Raw genomic sequence first — 17,501 nt, 5'->3', positions numbered from 1 at the left:
TTCCTCTGATTGACTTTGCCAGTTCTCTACGGATGGTTTGGAGTGATCGATGATTGTACGCTCTGGAAGTGGGATTGGATTTCTTGTCTGAGCCCAATCAAGCACTCAAGCACATGTACATCTGTGGTGTGGTCTAGATTGCTCAGTTTGTGAATTTCGACAAAGTCGCGGCACATCTCAGCAAAAACTTCATCCCGCTGATAGAGTGCACAAACATGTTCGAACCCATTCTCGAAGCACTCTTCTAACCCAGCACTCCACAATTCTTCGATTTCCACAGCAGGCCTCCGGGAACTAGCGGACAAGGATTGAATATTTGAATGAGAAAATTAGGTATAGTTTTATATGGCATGTTACGGTTACACTGAACCCGTAACTTCATGATATTGTGTTGTTATTCATGGATTTGGGATTCGACATGCAAGGTCAAAGTAAGATCGTTTTGGGCAGCGATGAAGTTGTGGGTGCCTTGGACCGTGTCGTGTCGAGTAAAGCCTTCGCCGGTGCTGACCGCCTCAAAGAGTTTCTGAGGTACATTGTTCAGGAGAGTATTGCGGGGCGCGGCGACAAAATACGTGGAAAAAACATTGCTCAGGACGTCTATGGCCGGAAGTCTCAGAAGGACATTTCTACTGCGAATGTAGTGCGAGTCGACGCGGGTCGTCTGCGGCGCAGACTGGAAGTGTACTATTCAGACGAAGGGGCAAAAGATCCGCTGCGAATTCAAATAGCCAAAGGCGGCTACACGCCTCAGTTTGAAGTTGCACAGAGCCAAGAAAACGAGGCCAAATCAAATAGGAGTTATGTTCGACTGTATTTTCTTGGTGCCGGTGCATTTGGATTGTTGGCTATTGCTGCGATCACTTTGTGGATTTCGGTGAATGACCCAAACAAGGTGCCGAAGAACTCTCAGTCTGACTCTCGTCAAAACGCAGAACGAGCGGCCCTGTTTGAGGAGTCTCCCACTGCACTTCAAGCGCGCAATCTCGCCGAAGAAGCGCGCGGCTTGTTATTTCCGGCAACGCAGCCGACACGCCTGCTTGCTGCGCTAACGCTCTTTGAAAAAGCCATCGAGTTAAACCCGGATTATTTCGGTGGATATGCCGGAGCTGCGCAAGCCGCAGCTATGTTTGGTGGACTAGCCCCAGTTGGGCCAGACCGCGATCAGATGCTCGAGCAAGCGCGACAATACGCCGAGGAAGCATCGCGATTAGCTCCCGCAGAAGGCTGGAGCCAATCTGCCATGGCATTCCTTTTGATGTTCGAGAGGGATTTCGATGACGCAAACCGCTTGTCCAAGCGCGCAGTTTCATTGGACCCGGATGACCTGATCACACTTGAAATCGACGCGATCATCGCTTTTTTTTCAGGTGACTATGAAAGGGCTATCGCCAATTCAGACCCGGGTTTACACCTGAACCGGCGAGGGTCGCGTTTTCCTTGGCGAAACGTGCTTGGCAATGCGAGTTTCTACACTGGAAACTACAACGAGGCCGCAAAACACCTGATGGAAGCTGCCGCATCGGGTGGTCCGGTCAGTGAGATCAATACCGCGCATCTGATCGCTGCTCTACAGGCGTCGGGGAGAACACGAGAGGCGCAAAAACTAGTTAAGGAATACAATGAAGCCTGGCCAGATAGCCGGATCGAAGAACTCATGCTCCGCCTGTTTCAAAATCCTCGAGATGCAGAGAAGCTTATTGCTCAGATGCGACAGGCTGGATGGGTGCCCTAATCTTTCCGGCCAGCATAGTAAAAGCCCGACCCTTGAAGTTTGAAATTTCTGTCCAGGATCGTGGCAATCATTGCAATCCTAACCAAGAAGATTCCTTTGCCTGCAAAAGTGAAATTCAAGGTATTCGTCTAGGGCATTGGCCTTTTTGGTTCCGGCTGAAATCCCCGATTTCCAGCCAAGATGGTCTCAAACCGCGAAACTAATCGCTGTTTGCCTGATCAAAACCGGTCGCTGCCATCTCTCGTACTTCAATAGTTAAGAACCGTTCAAAACCAGATGTTGGAGCCCGCCCCGGCGCTTCAAACGGATTTGAAAAAGAAACGGTCATGAACAGGATCAGCCCGGAATAGGCTGCAAACATGGAGACCAGTGTTAAATTCAATGCCGTCGCGGGCCATGTAAAAAAGGCCGCTGATATCAGAACAATACCCACAAGAGCAGCCATACTGAACAACGCCCTTGATGCACCACGCGCTGCGTTCTCGCGCCGTTCCCGCAATTCAGATATCTCTCGCACATCTTCTAGCATGAATTGGTGCAAACGGGTTTGTTCGGAAGTTTCAGGGGTCATCCGCAGCAACAGGACATATCCTGTCTCCCAATGTTGCCATGCAAGTTCCGAAAGCTCTTTTTTACTGGCGAGTTGTGGCCATTCTTCTTCTGTGACGATCAAGGCATATCGGGCAAAGCTCTGCCGCAACTCATGTGTTTCGACATGCCCGTAACGTTCGGCGTCATGGTAGATGTCGCTAACCAGTGAAGCTTCTCGCGCCGCAGCTTGCGTAACATTGCGCACTCCCGCCAGGTCCTGCGCAAATACAAGCGCCAGAACCAATCCATGCAAGGCACCGATCCGAAACAGGACAGAGACTGCCAACTCACGTGTTTCGTCCTCCACAATCCATTTGCGAAAGGCCAAACGCGCGAAGAGATAGCTGACAAGCGCTAAGACAACAATAGAACCAACGAAGGTAACGGCTGAAAAATACTCAATTGGACCCATTTTCATCAGCCTCTGGACTAACTTTGAATATCAAGAAGGCTTGGAAACGGTTGCGCGGCGCGCCCGTATATCGCATTCCTTCGAATGCTGTGGAAAGCATGAATGGCGGCTATGAGGTTCAGCCTACCACTAGTCACTTGCGCACCTTGAAATTCGCAACAAAGATGGTGGCGATAGTTGTGATCGTGGCCACGAAAATCCCAATACCAGCAACAGTGAAGATCATCGTAAAGACCTTTCCCGCCGCGGTGATGGGCGCAATATCACCGTAGCCGACAGTCGACATGGTGACGACTGAGAAATACATCGCATTCAAAATGCTCCAGCCCTCGACGAGCACGTAAAAGCAAGTACTGACAAAGACCAGTGACGCAGACATTGCGAGCAAGTGCAGCGACCGTCCATCCGTTAACGCCATGGCCAAGGCTCGAAACAGGCCAAAATAATTGAATAGAAAGTTACTCAGCATTCCGGTTCTCGGCCATTGAAACGTTAGGCAGGCTCCAGTGTTGAACTGTAATTCTTGTGGCCCTGCCGATTTGCACGCCACTTTCTTACATCGACAAAGTCGAAATAGATCCCAATCACAGTTGGGAAGACGAAGATCACGAGCAGTGTTGAGGCCAGCAGACCAAAAGCTACCGCCGCCACCAATGGGACAAGGACCTGGGCCTGTGGGCTGGTTTCAAAGAGCATGGGCATCAACCCGGCGAAGGTTGTTGCAAAGGACAAAACCACGGGACGGAACCTATGGCGAACCGCGTCAATCGCTGCGTTCAGATAATCGCCATCCTCGATCTCTGATTCAAAAAACGTAAGGAACAAGATAGCATTATTCACTACGATACCCGCTAACGAAGCAAAGCCGATGAAGCTCGGCATTGAGATGTCGATACCGAGAGCAAAATGCCCAAAAATGGTCCCGATTAACGCAAAAGGAATGCTGAGCATAATCATGAACGGCAGGGTGTAGCTGTGGAACTGAAAGGCGAGGATCAGATAGACCCCGACAAGACCCGTTAGCAGCGCAGTAGAAATCGAGGCCTGCGTCTTCTGCTGCTCCTCCGTGGCACCCCCTATACCTATCGAGACATCGGGGTACGATTGTTGCAAATCAGGCCCAATTTGGTCTGTGACGAGGGCCGAGACAGCGGTTGAAGTAGTCGCTCGGCGGTCGATCTTTCCAATAATTCGGGAAATGGCTTGCCCGTTCTTTCTGGTGATCTGCGCGTAGGCTTGAGTAAGTTCAATGTTGGCAACGCCCGATAGTGCCACTTGCTCACCGGTTGGGATTGTAATTGGGAACTGCTCCAGATCGGCAAGTGTTGGTACTGAGTCGCCAAGCTCAACGCGGATTGCGACATCTGAAAACTGTTGGCGGAAGCTATCTGTCTCAGTTCCCGAAAACGCAGCCCGTAGTTGCGCACTTACGCCCTGTGGGGTCAATCCGGTGACATAGCCGAACTCCGTCAGCGAAAGTCGAATTTCAGATCGGCCCTTCGAAAAATCCTGATAGGCTTCGGTCACGTCATCTCGAGCGATCAGCCTTTTAAGTAGCTCATTAGTCGCAGCCTCCAAATTCTCAAGGTCGTGTGAGGCGAGTTCCACGTCCAGATCGTCTCCGCCGGGGCCAGCCGCGATCTGCGTGAAATTGCTCTGAACCAGATCCGGCAGAGGTCCCGTAGCTTGTTTCCAAAGGGCCAGTACGTCATTTGCGGCGACGTTGCGCAAATCGCTTTCAAGCAAATCTGCGGTAACAGTAGCCGTATAGGCACCATTGTCTTTGACGTCCTGATTGACCGAATACTGAACCAGAATACGTTCGACTAGAGGCTGAGCCTCTTCGGTTCCAGGCGTCAGCTCCGTGTCTACTTGCTGCAGACCCGAAATCAGTTGCGCCACAGAATTCTGAGTGCGCTCGATGGGTAAACCAGAAGCCAAGGCGATACGCGCCTCAATCGTGTCACCTTCGGTCTCTGGAAAGCCGACGACTTTAACTAGCCCGGATGCCAACATTCCGATGCTCAGGATTAGGATCGCAAAGACCGATCCCAAGGTGGCGTACCGCCATCGTAGCAGAGCCGAAGCGACTGGAATGAAGAACCCATCGCGCGAGCGATCCAACCAGCGTGGTACAAAACGCCGGGCATTTTTGACCGCATCGGCACGTGTATGAGCCATATGATGAGGAAGGATCAGAAATGCCTCAATCAGACTGGTGATCATCGTCAGCAGTAACACGATCGGGATCACCTGAAGCACTTTTCCGGTTTCACCAGAAAGAAACGTCAACGGGCCAAACACGCACGCAGTGGTTAGAAAGGATGACAGCACACCTGGCATAACTTCCGTAGCGCCTTTGATGGCAGCTTCTTTAGGCCCCAGCTTCTGGCGCCATTTCGCGATATTGTCCGCTATGACGATGCTGTCATCCATGATCAGACCGATTGCCATCAGCAATCCGATCAAAGAGATCGTGTTGATCGTCACCCCGACCAGACCCATGAGGAAAATACCACCGAGGAACGAAAACGGCAGCGAGAATGAAATCCAGATCGCTTCGGACACGGAAAAAAACAGGCACATGACCAAAACCACGAGCAGTAAACTCTGGATAGCATTGCCTAGAACCAGATTGATCTGGGTCTCAACGGTTTCGGTCAAATTGTTGACGACCGTAATTCGGAACGGCGCAGGATACCGCATTTCTTCTTGCGAAATTTTGTCAGACACCTGTGCAAAGGCCTTAATTGCGTCATCGGTTTTGCGTTTGCTGACCTGAATGATTGCGGCGCGATCCCCGTCAATTAAAGACTGCTGCTCTGGTGCGGCTTCAAACAATGTGACCTCGGCCACATCTACCAGACGCACGATCCCGCCTTCCGGCGTCTCCACCAGAACCAAGTTTTCCAGATCGGTTGCCGAACGGCGCGCATCGAAGTAGCGCAGGGTGATCTCGCGCCCCGTCGTTGCAACTGTACCTAAGGGCGCGCGTAAACTGCGCGCCTCAACAGCGTCAGCGACGTCCTTCGGACTTAGCCCAAACCGTCGCAATGCCAGTTGATCAAACGAAATACGGTATTCGGCTTCTGATATGCCCGTGACCTCTGCGGTCGCAATCATTGGCAAATTGGCCAATTCTTCCGCAAACGCGTCAGCGTATTGAATCAAGCCATCATGTGTTTCAATGCCCGAAACCGCTACAGATGCGATTACTTCCGTTTGACCAAGAATGCTGACCGACGGAAGTTCGGCCTCTGACGGTAGATCATTAATACTGGAGACTTCTGATGAGATATCGTTGTAAAATTGCCCGATATCTCCGTTCTCCGCCATTGTGAGGGTGGCCGTCGCCAGGTTTTCAACGGACAGGCACTCAATCTCTTCCAGATTGTTAACTGCTCCCAACGCCTCATCGAGAATAAGGCAGATCTGCTCGTCCACATCGCTGGCCGACGCGCCCGGGAACTCGACCGAGACCGAAACTTCGGACGCAGTGAATTCCGGGAAGCTTTCACGCTCCATGTCCAGCAGTGTGGATAGGCCGATTAAACAGACAGCGATCAGGGCGAGGTTTGCTGCGACGGGATGCCGTGTGAAATATGCGATCATGACTCTTCGCCTGTAAATTCCTCAACAGGCTCCAGCAACATACCAATGACTGCGGGTCGGGGGTCGGACAAGACGAGCTGATCGCCGATAGCGAGACCTTTGTGAACAATGACCTCGTCGTTCTGAACCGAACCAGTTTCCACCTCCCGCCGCTCAAGCCGGGATTGATCGTCCAGAACGTAGACAAAGCGGGCTGGTCCATCGGTGTGCAAAGCCGCGCGCGGGACACGCAGTGCTTCTAGCGCAGACGGAGCAGATATTTGGACTTCAACAAAGGTGCCATTTGAAAGCGGGGGCCCGCGTCTGTCGGGGTTTGGTACGCTTGGGCTTTCTATTCGGACAACCAGACCAACCGTTCCAGTTGTCGGGTCTGCGCTGCCGTCAAACCGAACAAGCTCAGCTGGCCATGCGTAAACCTCGCCAGCAACAGACATACGCACTTCTGCTTGAAGGTCAAAGCTCTGCAACACATCAAAGGCATCAGATACATCCATACCTCGAAGCGCCTCGGCGGGTTCAATACCTCTTAGCGTTGTGAACAAATTGCCAAGAACGCGAGTTTGGAATTCTGCCGTGACTTCCGATGCGGCGGTACTTTCTATTGTGGCTACGGTGTCACCGAAACGAATGAACTGTCCCGGTGACACCGATTTGGCTACAACACGCCCTGTGAGTGGAGTGGTAATGGTCGTGTTTGCCAATGCTCGCTCGGCTTCTTCGATTTCGACAGCACGGGTGTCGATCGTAGCCTGCAGCGAGGCGCGCTGCGCGGGGAGTAACCGCAGCGCATTTTCGAGATTCAAAACCATCTTTTCTTGCGCGAGCAAATTACCGATAGCCGTATCGACAACAGACTGAGATGCACTCCCGCGTTCCAACAGAGTTTCTTGCCGCGCCAACTCTGCCCTGCGTACATCCAAAAGGCGGGTTTCCAGTTCAATCGAAGCCTTCGTGTTATGCTCGGTCGCTTCCAGTTCATCCAATGCAGCTTGGGCGCTGTCTCGGGATGCAGTCGCCCTCGCTAGCGAGATTTCGTAGTCTCGGGGATCAACCCGCAAAATTTCCGTGTTTTTTGAAATAACTGTCCCCACCTCGAGTTCAGGAGACACGAAGGTTGCGCGCCCATCGACCTGCGAAATTGCTTGCCAGCTGTCCACGGCAGTGACGCGACCATACCCGGATGCGTTCGGCACTGCGGAAGTTGGGGTCAGCGCCATCGTGCGCACGACCGTTACTGTTTCAGCCGGAGGTGTTACTTCCGCCGCGTCTTCACTGGTTAGCCACATGAACCCGCCCACGCCAATTGCCAGAGGGGGGAGAAACAACAGGGGTCGGAAGTTCATGTGACTATTCCTCGGCTTCTTGAGGTTGAGAGGTTGTGGTCAGGCCCGTCCGACCAACTGCATCCGTTCAGCCTTTGAAATCCTCGGTCGGAACGCCCCCATGATCATCTCTGTAACCAAGGGGATCACGTTCGACATCCCAACCAGCTTCTCGGTGTTTTCACGGTCGAGAAAAGCCTTGCTCAGTTCGCCGTCTGGGATTGAGGCTTTAGCCATCTCCAGCAGTTCCGGCATCATCGGGACCAGAAAAACGAACGCATTGACTGTCAGAAAGGCCGTCATCGCAAGTTTGATCCGCATCCACCAGGCGCGTTCTGCAAAGCCAAAGAATAGGATCAGATCGACCAGGATTTTCAGACCCAGACCGGGCAGAATGAGAATGTAAGCGCTCTGCAGCTTGTAGTGGTAAATGACAGCAGCTGTTTCGGGAGATGGATGTGCGTTGATGGCCCCGATTACAATGTGGGATAGAATACCGCCCACATACATGATGGTTCCAATCTCAGCGATGAATGAGAGAAGCTTTTTCATGGAAATACAGCCTGATTAATTGGTGATTAACGGAACTCAAATGCCTCGGTGTGAATCTTGCTGCGTGGAACGCCTTCGGATTTGAGGTCTTTCATCAAACCGTCCACCATCGGCTTTGGACCACACATGAAATACTCATAGCTATCCAAGGGATCGGACAGTTTCTGCTTCATCATGTCTACGCGAGCAAAGTTCCCCTCGTCTGAGAACAAGGGCACCAGCGTGACGTTCCCCAATCGGGCAGCATGATCACGAAGTTCATCCAGAAAAATCGCATCCTGCGCTTCGCGAGCTGCATAAACCAGATGGATTTGTCGGGAATCCCCAGACTCCATAGCTCGGATTTTTGACAGAAACGGAGTTAATCCAATGCCACCGGCCAGCCAGATTTGCTTATCTCCAGCCTTCGTCGCGTCAAATCGCCCGTATGGCCCACGAACATTGACGTGACCACCAGGCTGCAGTTCTTCGCGCACCTTGCGCGTCCAGTCACCCAGAACCTTGATAGTAAATTTCAAGTGCCCATCACTGGGAGCGCTTGAGATTGTAAAAGGATGAGGCTCGCTCCACCCTTTGCCTGCAATCTCCACAAAGGCAAATTGACCGGGCTTGAAGTCAAGGTGCGGGCCTGTGGGTTTAAGGACGATCTCGGTGGCCCGTTCAAGCGCGTTAACAGCCTCGATTTTGTAGGGTGCCGCAGTTCTCTTGTTCATCCCGAAAATTGAATAGATCAGGCAGACCACACCGCACGTCGCTGCGGCCAGCAGCAGCAAACCGGAGGGGCTAAACTGCACAAAGAAGATCTGAGGTGCCGTGAAGAAATGTCCGATCACAAGTACATAAACAAGCGCCATGATCTTATGTGTGGGTCGCCAGAAGGAATATCGGATTTTTCTGTTCAAAGCGATGAACAGACCGATTACGAGAAAGATAAGTCCTAGCATCCCAAGCGGAGCAGAAGGAACCAGCGGGTTTTGCAAAGGATCAACGCCCGCCGGAAGCTCCTTTGGTACGCCAAAAAAATGAACAAGCGCGAACAGGGCGGCAAGCACCCCGACAACTCTATGGGTCTGATACATTCGATCCAACCCACCAAACCAGTCTTCTAGAACCGGAGCGCGCGTGGACAACACTACCGAGCACGTCATCAGGAGAAACGCACCCCCACCTAGCAGGGTCGTAGCGGTAGTTCTCGAGTCATGATCCGTTGGCGCAAACACGACATGCAGAAGCCCGAATACTGCGATCAAACCTAAGATCAACAAAACACCCTGCCGCTTGAGCATCGCCCGCACTCCTCATGATCTTGGCTATGAGCGCAGCACCTCAGCTATTTCGACTGATAAACACCGACTCAACCTGCTGCTTGACTTGTAATCGCAATACTTGCACTTACAATCTTTGTAAATGCAAAAATCACTGCAACACTTGCAGGATGCAAGATTAGGGATTAAGGCCATGATCAGGAGCGCATTCCTGATGACCCAAATGAAAAGCACAAAGCACATTCGAGAAAACAGTTTCGGGTTTCTGATCCAGACCTTAGCCCGCGAAATCGACGCTCGGATGAAGCACGCGCTGAAGGAAGTGGACGTCGACGTAAAGGTGTTCGCCAACTTGATGCTGCTTGCTGACGAAGATGGGATCAACCAGAGGGCTTTGGGTGAAAAACTCAATTTCCCGGACTATTTCACGAGCCGAAACATCGACGCGCTGGTCGAAGCTGGCTACGCTGAACGAAGGCCCGATCCGGACAGTCGTCGTTCGTTTCTAATTTATTTGACGGATGCTGGACGCGATAAAGCGATGCAACTTCCGAAAATCGTTCGGCAAGTAAACGACCAAACTCTTGAGATGCTTTCAACGGATGAACGCAAGCAAGTCGTCGGTCTTTTGAAAAAGATCGCCAAAATCTCAGATTCAACAATTGATTAATACTATCCCGAGAAATTGGTACAGAAATTGATTCTTGCATCTAACGATCTGCTTCGAAAGCCCTTCGGTTAGACTGAATATCTCCAATTCAGCTAGTTCAAGCGACACGTTTGTGCATGAACGCTCCCCTGATTGCTTTGTCTGAGATTTCCTGCCCCAGACCAGGCCTTTCCGGGACGCGATAACGGCCATTCTCCGGTTGGTAGTCGTCTTTGCACAGGGCAACCACGTCGGGATGTGTAGAGCGAAAGTGATGTTCATGGATGCAGAAATTCGGGATCGCCGCCTGCAAATGCAGCGCTGCTGCGGTCGAAATTGGCGAGCCGGCGACATGTGCTTGCACTGTGGCGTCAAACACTTGCGCCATGTCGCAAATCTTCTTGGCCTCGGTCAACCCGCCGACGCAGCAAATATCCGGCTGGATCAGCTGGATCGCGTGCTCGCGGAAATAGTTCATGAAACCCCAGCGGGAGTAGATCCGCTCGCCCGAGGCAATCGGAGTGTTCACCTTTTCCCGCACCAACCTGTGCGTCTCTGGGTTTATTAGGGTGGTGGGCTCCTCATAGGCGAAACACCGATATTTATCGCAAAGCGCGCCAACGGCGATGGCGCCAGGGGCATCCGTCCGACCGTGGTTCTCGACGATTATATCCACCTCATCACCACAGGCAGAGCGGATCGCGGCCAATCGTTCATCAACCAGCGCCAGCAGCGCATTCGGCACGATCCCCTCAAAAGCGGATTTCGGGATAAGATTTGCTTCACGGTCGTACATCGTGAAGTCGATCTTCACCGCGTCATAGCCCTGCGCCATAGCGTACTCGGTGATCATGGCGTAGTCAGACGCCTTGCCGAACGGGCCAATCCTATCGTCCCAACCAAATTGCAGCTGGCTGGCATAGACGCGCTGATCTTCGCGAAACTTGCCGCCCAACAGCTGATAGCAGGGCAGGTCCAGCATCTTGCCCTTGATGTCCATCAGCGCGATGTCGAGGGCACTGATACCCGAAAACACCACGCCGCCACCGCCTTGGCCCCAGATGCTTTCCTTGAACATGTGGTCCCAGATGACTTCGTTCTCCATCGGGTCCATACCGATGATCATCTCGGCCAGATCGGCCACCATGCCGAACCCCGCCGTCGAGCCGACACCATAGCCGATGCCGCATTCACCATCACCATAGATGCCTTCGTCGGTGTGGATGCGACAAACGATCGGATTGCGCATACCCTGCTGATCTCCGGCATCGAGGAAATAGACGTCAACTGATGTTATCTTCATGGGGTCAATCTTGCTTTGCGAGGTTAGTCAAACTCTGCCATATCCGCCTTGCGACGCGCCATTGAATGGAAGTTCTCCATTGTGAACTCGATTTCATCGCCGGTGGTCCAGTCAAAGAGTGCCCTTTCTATCTGTGTCAATGGACCTTCATAGACGTGGATAGCGCAGCTTTGTTCTTTGCCATCTGCCGTGATCGCGTGGATGGCTTCGGGCCCAAGGCGTACAACCTCGCCTGCCTTAACAATACGGTTGCCGCCGTGGCGCAGTTTCCCGGGTTCTTTCTTGTAAAGAACTTCGACCTCGGCACCGCGATAGACAGCGATATGTACCGACATGCAATGTTCGTGCGGTGCAAAAACGACATCCGCGCCGTAGCGACAGGTCCAGATCGAGCAGCTTTCATCCTCGAACAGCATAACCTCGTCCTCTTCCGTTGCCGCTATGGCGTCTGCCAGGTCATCCATCTGCGACAAACTTCCCTCCAGAAAAGCCCGAATAGCTGTGGAGCGATCCTCTGATGCGGCAGCTTGGCGGATTTGGTCGACAAGATCATCCAGGATTGTTGGGATCATGGTCTGTCTCCTTTCGCGTGTCATAGCCTCCTGTCTTTCAGACAAGTTGGTTCAATCACGCCTTAGCTTCATACTGCGCCAGTTGTGGCATTTCCACAGCTTTCGCAATAACAACGTGTTGGCTGGATCAGTCCGAAATGTTTAGATTTTTCAGTCGCGTCCCGCCATGTCAGATGAGTTGCACCTGCCGTTTGCACCGACCGCAGCCGCAAAGCGCGGCCCAACGGGCCGCTGCGATTGGAGCCACGCCAATCCTGTTGCCTCTAATTGAATTGGCAATCCAGAGGTCGCGAGCCGTGGGACACTAAGTAGGGTCAAAGTTTGGGCCACTAGATTCGGACAAAAAACGCGGCCCCATCAGGCCATAAATCTTCACACTACATCCCTACCGCACTGGGACCTGCAATTCCTTAGGTTTCGCACTCATCTCCTTTTCGCCGCGGCCTCATCCGAAACGATAACCGGTTCCATGTACAGTGGCGATCAGATCACCATGCGGCGCAATCTTCTTGCGAAGCCTTGCCACATGCACGTCCACTGTGTTCGTCAACGGGTCCGCTGTCGCACCCCAAACTGAGTTAAGGATACGCTCCCTACTCATCACTTTGCCTTTATTTGTCATCAGCATCGTGAGTATGGCCATTTCTTTGACGGATAGCTCTTGACGTGCACCATCAACACGGACGCATTGTGCGTCTTTATCCAGGATTATTGGGCCTACGTTTTCTTCCGGCTCACAACACGTCACCCAGGTCTTGCAGCGCCGCCTAAGAGCCGCAATCCGGGCCAATAACTCGTCAAAATCGAAAGGTTTGGCCAGATAATCATCCGCACCCTTTTCTAGACCTGCGATCTTTTCATGTGTCGATTCAAGGGCCGTCAGCATCAGGACCGGCGTGTAGTCCTTGCGAAACCGCATCTTGGTGCAAACTTCATGGCCCGAGATACCAGGCAGCATGATATCCAATACGACCACGTCGAACTCGTTTTCTCTTAATAGCTCCAACGCCGTTTCGCCATCTTGTGCATGAGTTGGTATCATGCCCTCGGCTCTCAATCCGCGCACCAGAAAATCGGCAATTCCACCTTCGTCTTCAACTATCAATATATTCATGAAACAGATCTCAATGGAGCGCGCAGTGGCAAGGATATCAGAACCTGCAATCCGCCGAACTCACTATCTGACAGTTTGACCAATCCGCCGTGAGCTTCAATTATGGATTTTACAATTGGCAAACCAAGCCCGTAGCCTGCATCGCGGTTCCCTCCCGCATTGGATCCCCGGTAAAAACGAGCAAATGCGTTTTGCTTCTCTGCATCACTCATACCTGGACCATTGTCTGCAACAGAAATCTCACATGTATCCTCGTTTTTACTAAGTGTTATGATAGTGGCTGTTGCCCCATGGTTATTGGCATTTTGAAGCACAGCCAGAAGTGCCTGGCGTAGACGAAGGCGGTCCACACTGACTGGAATAGACCCATCCGGTTCAGAAATTTCAGAAACAATTGGTGAGAGTGCAACCGCATCCTGGACAATCCTTGATAAGTTGCTCGCCTCTTTCTTGAGCTTCAGTTCGCCGCTTTCTTGCCTGGATATCAAGAGCAGGTCGTCGACAATGGCCGATGTATGCTCCGCAGCGACTTTAGAACGACGCAATGCCTCCTGGAGTTCACTAACCTCGGGCTCCCTGTTTCGGAGGGCAATGTCTGCTTCGCCGCGGATGATTGTAAGCGGCGTCTTCAATTCATGGCTGACATCAGCCAGAAGGCGTTGGCGCCCGCCAGACTGGACACGAGCCTCCTCTAAGAGCCGCTCCAGTTCACTCGTCCGCTGTTTCACGATGGTTTCAAGATCGGTGTTTTTGTCTTCCAATATCTGGTGGCGCTCACTCACCTTTGTGGCCATAGAATTCAACAGAGCTGAGACTTGATCTATCTCTTGACTTCCTGAAACAGCAATACGCTTATCTAACTCTCCGCGCTCCATGCCTTCCACGCCGCTAAGCAGTCCTTGAAGCGGTTTGGTCACGTTGCGATAGAAAAACCGAATTGCCGCAAATGCCAGTCCTCCAGCAACTACAATAAACGCACCGCCCATGGTTGTGGCCAAAAGTACCTCTTGGCGAAGCTCTTCCCGTGTTTCCGCAACTTCTTCCTGCTCCTCGTCTAACGCCATAGTCATCAAGGTGCGAAACCCAGCCTCTGTGTCGTTGCCGAGCAGACCGACAAACGCCATCCAGCGGGTACTGGCTTCGTTAAGTGTTTGTATCTTCGTCCGGCGTTCAAAGTGCCGGATCAATATCTCGAGCTTTGTTTCCAGGCGTTCCAGAAGTTCCAGCTCTTCAATTTCTTCCTCGCCAACCATCTCAATCTCAGTTGCGATGATACCTCGGATCCCCGCGATATCTGACCGAATTTGGTCAGCGAGCGCGCGTGTTTCTGTTTCATCATCAACGTCGGGCGTCAAAAGCGTATTGCCGTAGTGCTTGAATAGCTGAAAACCGTTTGTGGACAGACGAAGATGTGCCTCGTAAGAGGCCTGCGCCAGAGCCATACGCTCAATATGGTTGCTGGTCCGGTCAATAGCCCAAAAGGCCAGACCACCGCTCAGTAGCGCAAGGAGAAACACTCCAAACGTATATCCAGTTACTACACTGGTCAGGCGCATTTTCTGTTGTCTCCCTCTACTATGCCATGACTGGCATCCCGCTTCAGGTCGCTGCACCCGTCCGAGAGCCAAACCTCCGTACCCGGCGCCTCCCTTGCTCCCAAGGTGTGCACGATGGTCGCACTGTTATTTCCAAGGTTCGGCAGAAGCCTATCGCGGTCAGCCAAATGCGACCAGACATAGCTCTGAATCACAATGCAAACTGGCTCTGCCAGTATCACTTGAACTACGGAAATCCTCAGTTTTTCGGTCGCGGTAAGATTGGTACCTCGCTCGGTTACCGTCCCATCAAGACCACCAAGTCGGTCCATCAGTGAACCCAGACCATTCGCGCGCGCGCAGTCTTCTATCTCATGATCAGACGGACGACGCTTACAGCCAAGCGAGAGATTGCGACGAAGAGATCCCTTCAATAACGAAGGATCATCATTGACAAAACCAACCTGCAGTGTGGACCCAGATTCACCATCGAATTCCGCGGTCCAGCCGCTGGTCTCAGAACCAGATACGATGCAACGCATAGCGTCTACCGCGTCGTCAATCTCAAGGATCGAAAGACCAGTGATCTGGCCAGCTGGGCAGTAAAACCGTAGATCACCACCCTTCTTGAGCCACAAGCTCATCGGCGCGTCAACAGACGAACGTGATGGTTCCTCTTTGGTCAAGACCAAAAGCGCCTCGCAGCGCGCTCGCGCCACGCTCCAAGCTACATATCGGTCCCAAACACCGATCATTTCTTTGATTGGCAGTGCAGCAATCCCCAAAACTGCTAACGCTCCAGCCGTTGTGCCCGGCGCAACCTCAAAACTAAGAGCAGTCCAAAGGATGGCTGCTCCACCGAAACCAAGAGCTACATCAGGCAAGGCTCGTAACAATGAGACGCGACGTATGCGACTAACCGAATTATCTGCGACCGCCCTGCCCTCTTTTTTCAAGCTCTTCAATTCGCGGCGCAAACGCCCAAGCCGGGTTAGAGCCTCCGACATCATGATCCGTTCCATCGCAAAGATCGCCAATTTGGCTCTGCTTTTCCTCAATCGACTGTGGCGTCGGCGAAGAATTGTACCGAGACCAACCATAATCAGAACTGCAACCAGCAGTGGAAGTGCACCCGCAGCAGCCAGGCGCGGATCTAGCCACCACAGGCAAGTGAATGCTGCAGGCGCAACCAAGGCCCCGACAATCAGTCGATGTATACCCAATCCAACCCAGCCCCGGGCTGCGGTCATATCTCCTACAAAGCGCAAGGAGAGTCCGCCGAGGCTTCTGCGATTTCGAACTTTCTGTGGAAGCCGCGCAATCGCCGAAAAGACGACTTCGCGCAGTTCAATAGCGAAAGAATGTCCAATCGCTTCAGCCTTTGTTCGCGCAAGCGCATTGCAAGTTGCCGTGGCAGCCGCCGAAAAACACAAGAGCCCCACCAGCAAAAATGGAATATCAGCGCTTCCGTGCAGTGCTGCGAACAGGCCTCGTGTGGAAAATGCCGCCAGAAACAGACATGCCGCCTGCAGCACACCGAGCACCACCATGGCGAAAACTGCCCGACCTCGTGGCCGGGCAAGAGGGTTAGGAAGCCTCAAATCACTCATGCGGCAACCGCTCCATCCGAATGTGTCTCAACTCGTTCATTCCGCATCAGGTGAGCGGTCAAATCGGTAACGACGCCAGGGGTACACAGTTCTTCCCGTGTCAAGATCGGCACTCCGGTGACATGGCTTGCTTCCCGCGCACCAAGTGCCGACAGGCTGACCTTGCCTGAGATAGCAAAGGGTGACAGGCCGCAGGTCGAGAGCAACTGCGTGCCGCCGACAGCGCCAAGTGCATCTGGAGCTGCGAACAGCAGGCCATCCATGCGGCGGATGATTGAAGAGTCTTGCAGGATTTCGCGGGTTTCTTTCTGGAATACTCCGTCGGCAATTTCCACCACGGCCACCGTAGCACCACCTCGGGCCGCTTGCCCAACCAGCGTATCAAAGGACTGTTCGATATCTGCCAAGGGCACCCGGAAGGTGGAAGCATAGCCAGCATCAGTGAAATCACTCGCCGGGATGCCTGCATCCTCGAAGGCATTGAAGTCCCCGAAGGCTCCAGTACCTGTAGCTTTGATTCCAGCCACCTCATAGCCCGCGCGCATCAATCCATGTGCCAGACAGACAGCAGCGGTGGTTTTGCCCGCATTCATCGATGCGCCAAAAACACCAAACACCGTCATGTTTTCCGGCACGGTTGCGGCACCGATCGCATACCGGTCTATATTGACTACAATGCCGTGACGATCCGCCAGCGCGCCTATGGGGCGCAGCTGTGTTGGTTTTGACATCGCGTGATGAGCAGCTTCAACTGTGCCCGCCAAGCCGCCACCAGCCAACAAATCGAGCATGTCGCCACTTAGCTTTGCGGCTCCTAGGAACTGATCCGGAGCGTAGCGGTCTCCGAGACAGACCACCACGAGATCGCCAGGATACATCACTGACAAGCGCTGATTTTCTTGCTGGATCTTTTTGTGCTGCCCAATACTGGCGACCTCACACAAAATGAGGTCGCCAGCACGCAGGGTGGCTGGCGTGAGTGGGGCAAGCCCTGCGATGTCCGAACGCAACGCACGGCGTGTCGTGAACGCCCATTTGATTTTGTGCCGCACGGAAGCAAAATTGAGTGTCGCGTGGGTTTCCATGTGTTCCTCCTGAGCCGTGGATTGTATTGACAATCACACTTTGTCCGGAACGCGGTTGCAAAGCCTGACGCATGAATGACGCACACGTTAAGCAAATATTAACGAGATATGAACGAGCAACGGCCGTTGAAATTCCTCAGACCT

General features: G+C 52.8%; 14 protein-coding genes. 2 read left to right on the top strand and 12 right to left on the bottom strand.

Features of this window, described 5'->3' with window-relative positions:
* Window positions 1-400 precede the first annotated feature (400 nt).
* Window positions 401-1,735, top strand: coding sequence for a tetratricopeptide repeat protein (locus ACR0MO_RS19190; protein WP_480892904.1), 1,335 nt, complete (start codon window positions 401-403; stop codon window positions 1,733-1,735).
* 199 nt (window positions 1,736-1,934) lie between these two features.
* On the opposite strand, the gene ACR0MO_RS19185 is transcribed toward ACR0MO_RS19190, so the two are convergent.
* The 6 genes from ACR0MO_RS19185 to ACR0MO_RS19160 form a co-directional block, all read right to left on the bottom strand.
* A complete protein-coding gene (locus ACR0MO_RS19185) occupies window positions 1,935-2,738 on the bottom strand; it encodes a bestrophin-like domain (RefSeq protein WP_480892902.1) in 804 nt (267 codons plus the stop codon).
* Window positions 2,739-2,871: 133 nt separating this feature from the next.
* Window positions 2,872-3,207, bottom strand: a complete 336-nt coding sequence (locus ACR0MO_RS19180) for an ion channel (RefSeq protein ID WP_480508881.1) — start codon at window positions 3,205-3,207, stop codon at window positions 2,872-2,874.
* 23 nt (window positions 3,208-3,230) lie between these two features.
* On the bottom strand, window positions 3,231-6,350 hold the full coding sequence (locus ACR0MO_RS19175; RefSeq protein ID WP_480892900.1) for an efflux RND transporter permease subunit: 3,120 nt from the start codon (window positions 6,348-6,350) through the stop codon (window positions 3,231-3,233).
* Complete coding sequence (locus ACR0MO_RS19170; protein WP_480892898.1) at window positions 6,347-7,693, bottom strand: efflux RND transporter periplasmic adaptor subunit; 1,347 nt, start codon at window positions 7,691-7,693, stop codon at window positions 6,347-6,349. The genes ACR0MO_RS19175 and ACR0MO_RS19170 overlap by 4 nt, the downstream gene beginning before the upstream one ends.
* Window positions 7,694-7,732: 39 nt before the next feature.
* Window positions 7,733-8,224: an enoyl-CoA hydratase gene (locus ACR0MO_RS19165; RefSeq protein ID WP_480892897.1), complete on the bottom strand. Its 492-nt coding sequence runs from the start codon at window positions 8,222-8,224 to the stop codon at window positions 7,733-7,735.
* A 26-nt stretch (window positions 8,225-8,250) separates the two neighbouring features.
* Window positions 8,251-9,510: a ferredoxin reductase family protein gene (locus ACR0MO_RS19160; RefSeq protein WP_480892895.1), complete on the bottom strand. Its 1,260-nt coding sequence runs from the start codon at window positions 9,508-9,510 to the stop codon at window positions 8,251-8,253.
* Between the two features lie 193 nt (window positions 9,511-9,703).
* On the opposite strand from ACR0MO_RS19160, the gene ACR0MO_RS19155 reads away from it, so the two are divergent.
* Window positions 9,704-10,159, top strand: coding sequence for a MarR family winged helix-turn-helix transcriptional regulator (locus ACR0MO_RS19155; RefSeq protein ID WP_480892893.1), 456 nt, complete (start codon window positions 9,704-9,706; stop codon window positions 10,157-10,159).
* A gap of 97 nt (window positions 10,160-10,256) precedes the next feature.
* On the opposite strand, the gene ACR0MO_RS19150 is transcribed toward ACR0MO_RS19155, so the two are convergent.
* The 6 genes from ACR0MO_RS19150 to ACR0MO_RS19125 all read right to left on the bottom strand — a co-directional run bounded on the left by ACR0MO_RS19150 (window position 10,257) and on the right by ACR0MO_RS19125 (window position 17,357).
* The gene (locus tag ACR0MO_RS19150) at window positions 10,257-11,441 is read right to left on the bottom strand and encodes a mandelate racemase/muconate lactonizing enzyme family protein (RefSeq protein WP_480892891.1); all 1,185 of its coding nucleotides are present in this window, start codon (window positions 11,439-11,441) and stop codon (window positions 10,257-10,259) included.
* Window positions 11,442-11,464: 23 nt separating this feature from the next.
* Entirely contained in the window at window positions 11,465-12,013 is a 549-nt protein-coding gene (locus ACR0MO_RS19145) for a hypothetical protein (protein ID WP_480892889.1), read from the bottom strand.
* A 445-nt stretch (window positions 12,014-12,458) separates the two neighbouring features.
* Window positions 12,459-13,127: a response regulator transcription factor gene (locus tag ACR0MO_RS19140; RefSeq protein WP_480892887.1), complete on the bottom strand. Its 669-nt coding sequence runs from the start codon at window positions 13,125-13,127 to the stop codon at window positions 12,459-12,461.
* On the bottom strand, window positions 13,124-14,683 hold the full coding sequence (locus tag ACR0MO_RS19135; RefSeq protein WP_480892885.1) for a sensor histidine kinase: 1,560 nt from the start codon (window positions 14,681-14,683) through the stop codon (window positions 13,124-13,126). Before ACR0MO_RS19135 ends, ACR0MO_RS19140 begins: the two co-directional genes overlap by 4 nt.
* Window positions 14,674-16,272: an ABC transporter transmembrane domain-containing protein gene (locus tag ACR0MO_RS19130; protein WP_480892882.1), complete on the bottom strand. Its 1,599-nt coding sequence runs from the start codon at window positions 16,270-16,272 to the stop codon at window positions 14,674-14,676. Before ACR0MO_RS19130 ends, ACR0MO_RS19135 begins: the two co-directional genes overlap by 10 nt.
* The gene (locus tag ACR0MO_RS19125; protein WP_480892880.1) at window positions 16,269-17,357 is read right to left on the bottom strand and encodes a hypothetical protein; all 1,089 of its coding nucleotides are present in this window, start codon (window positions 17,355-17,357) and stop codon (window positions 16,269-16,271) included. Before ACR0MO_RS19125 ends, ACR0MO_RS19130 begins: the two co-directional genes overlap by 4 nt.
* Between the last annotated feature and the right edge of the window lie 144 nt (window positions 17,358-17,501).

The sequence above is a fragment of the Ruegeria sp. K5 genome (assembly GCF_056531805.1).
This window is presented reverse-complemented; position numbering and strand designations above follow the sequence as displayed.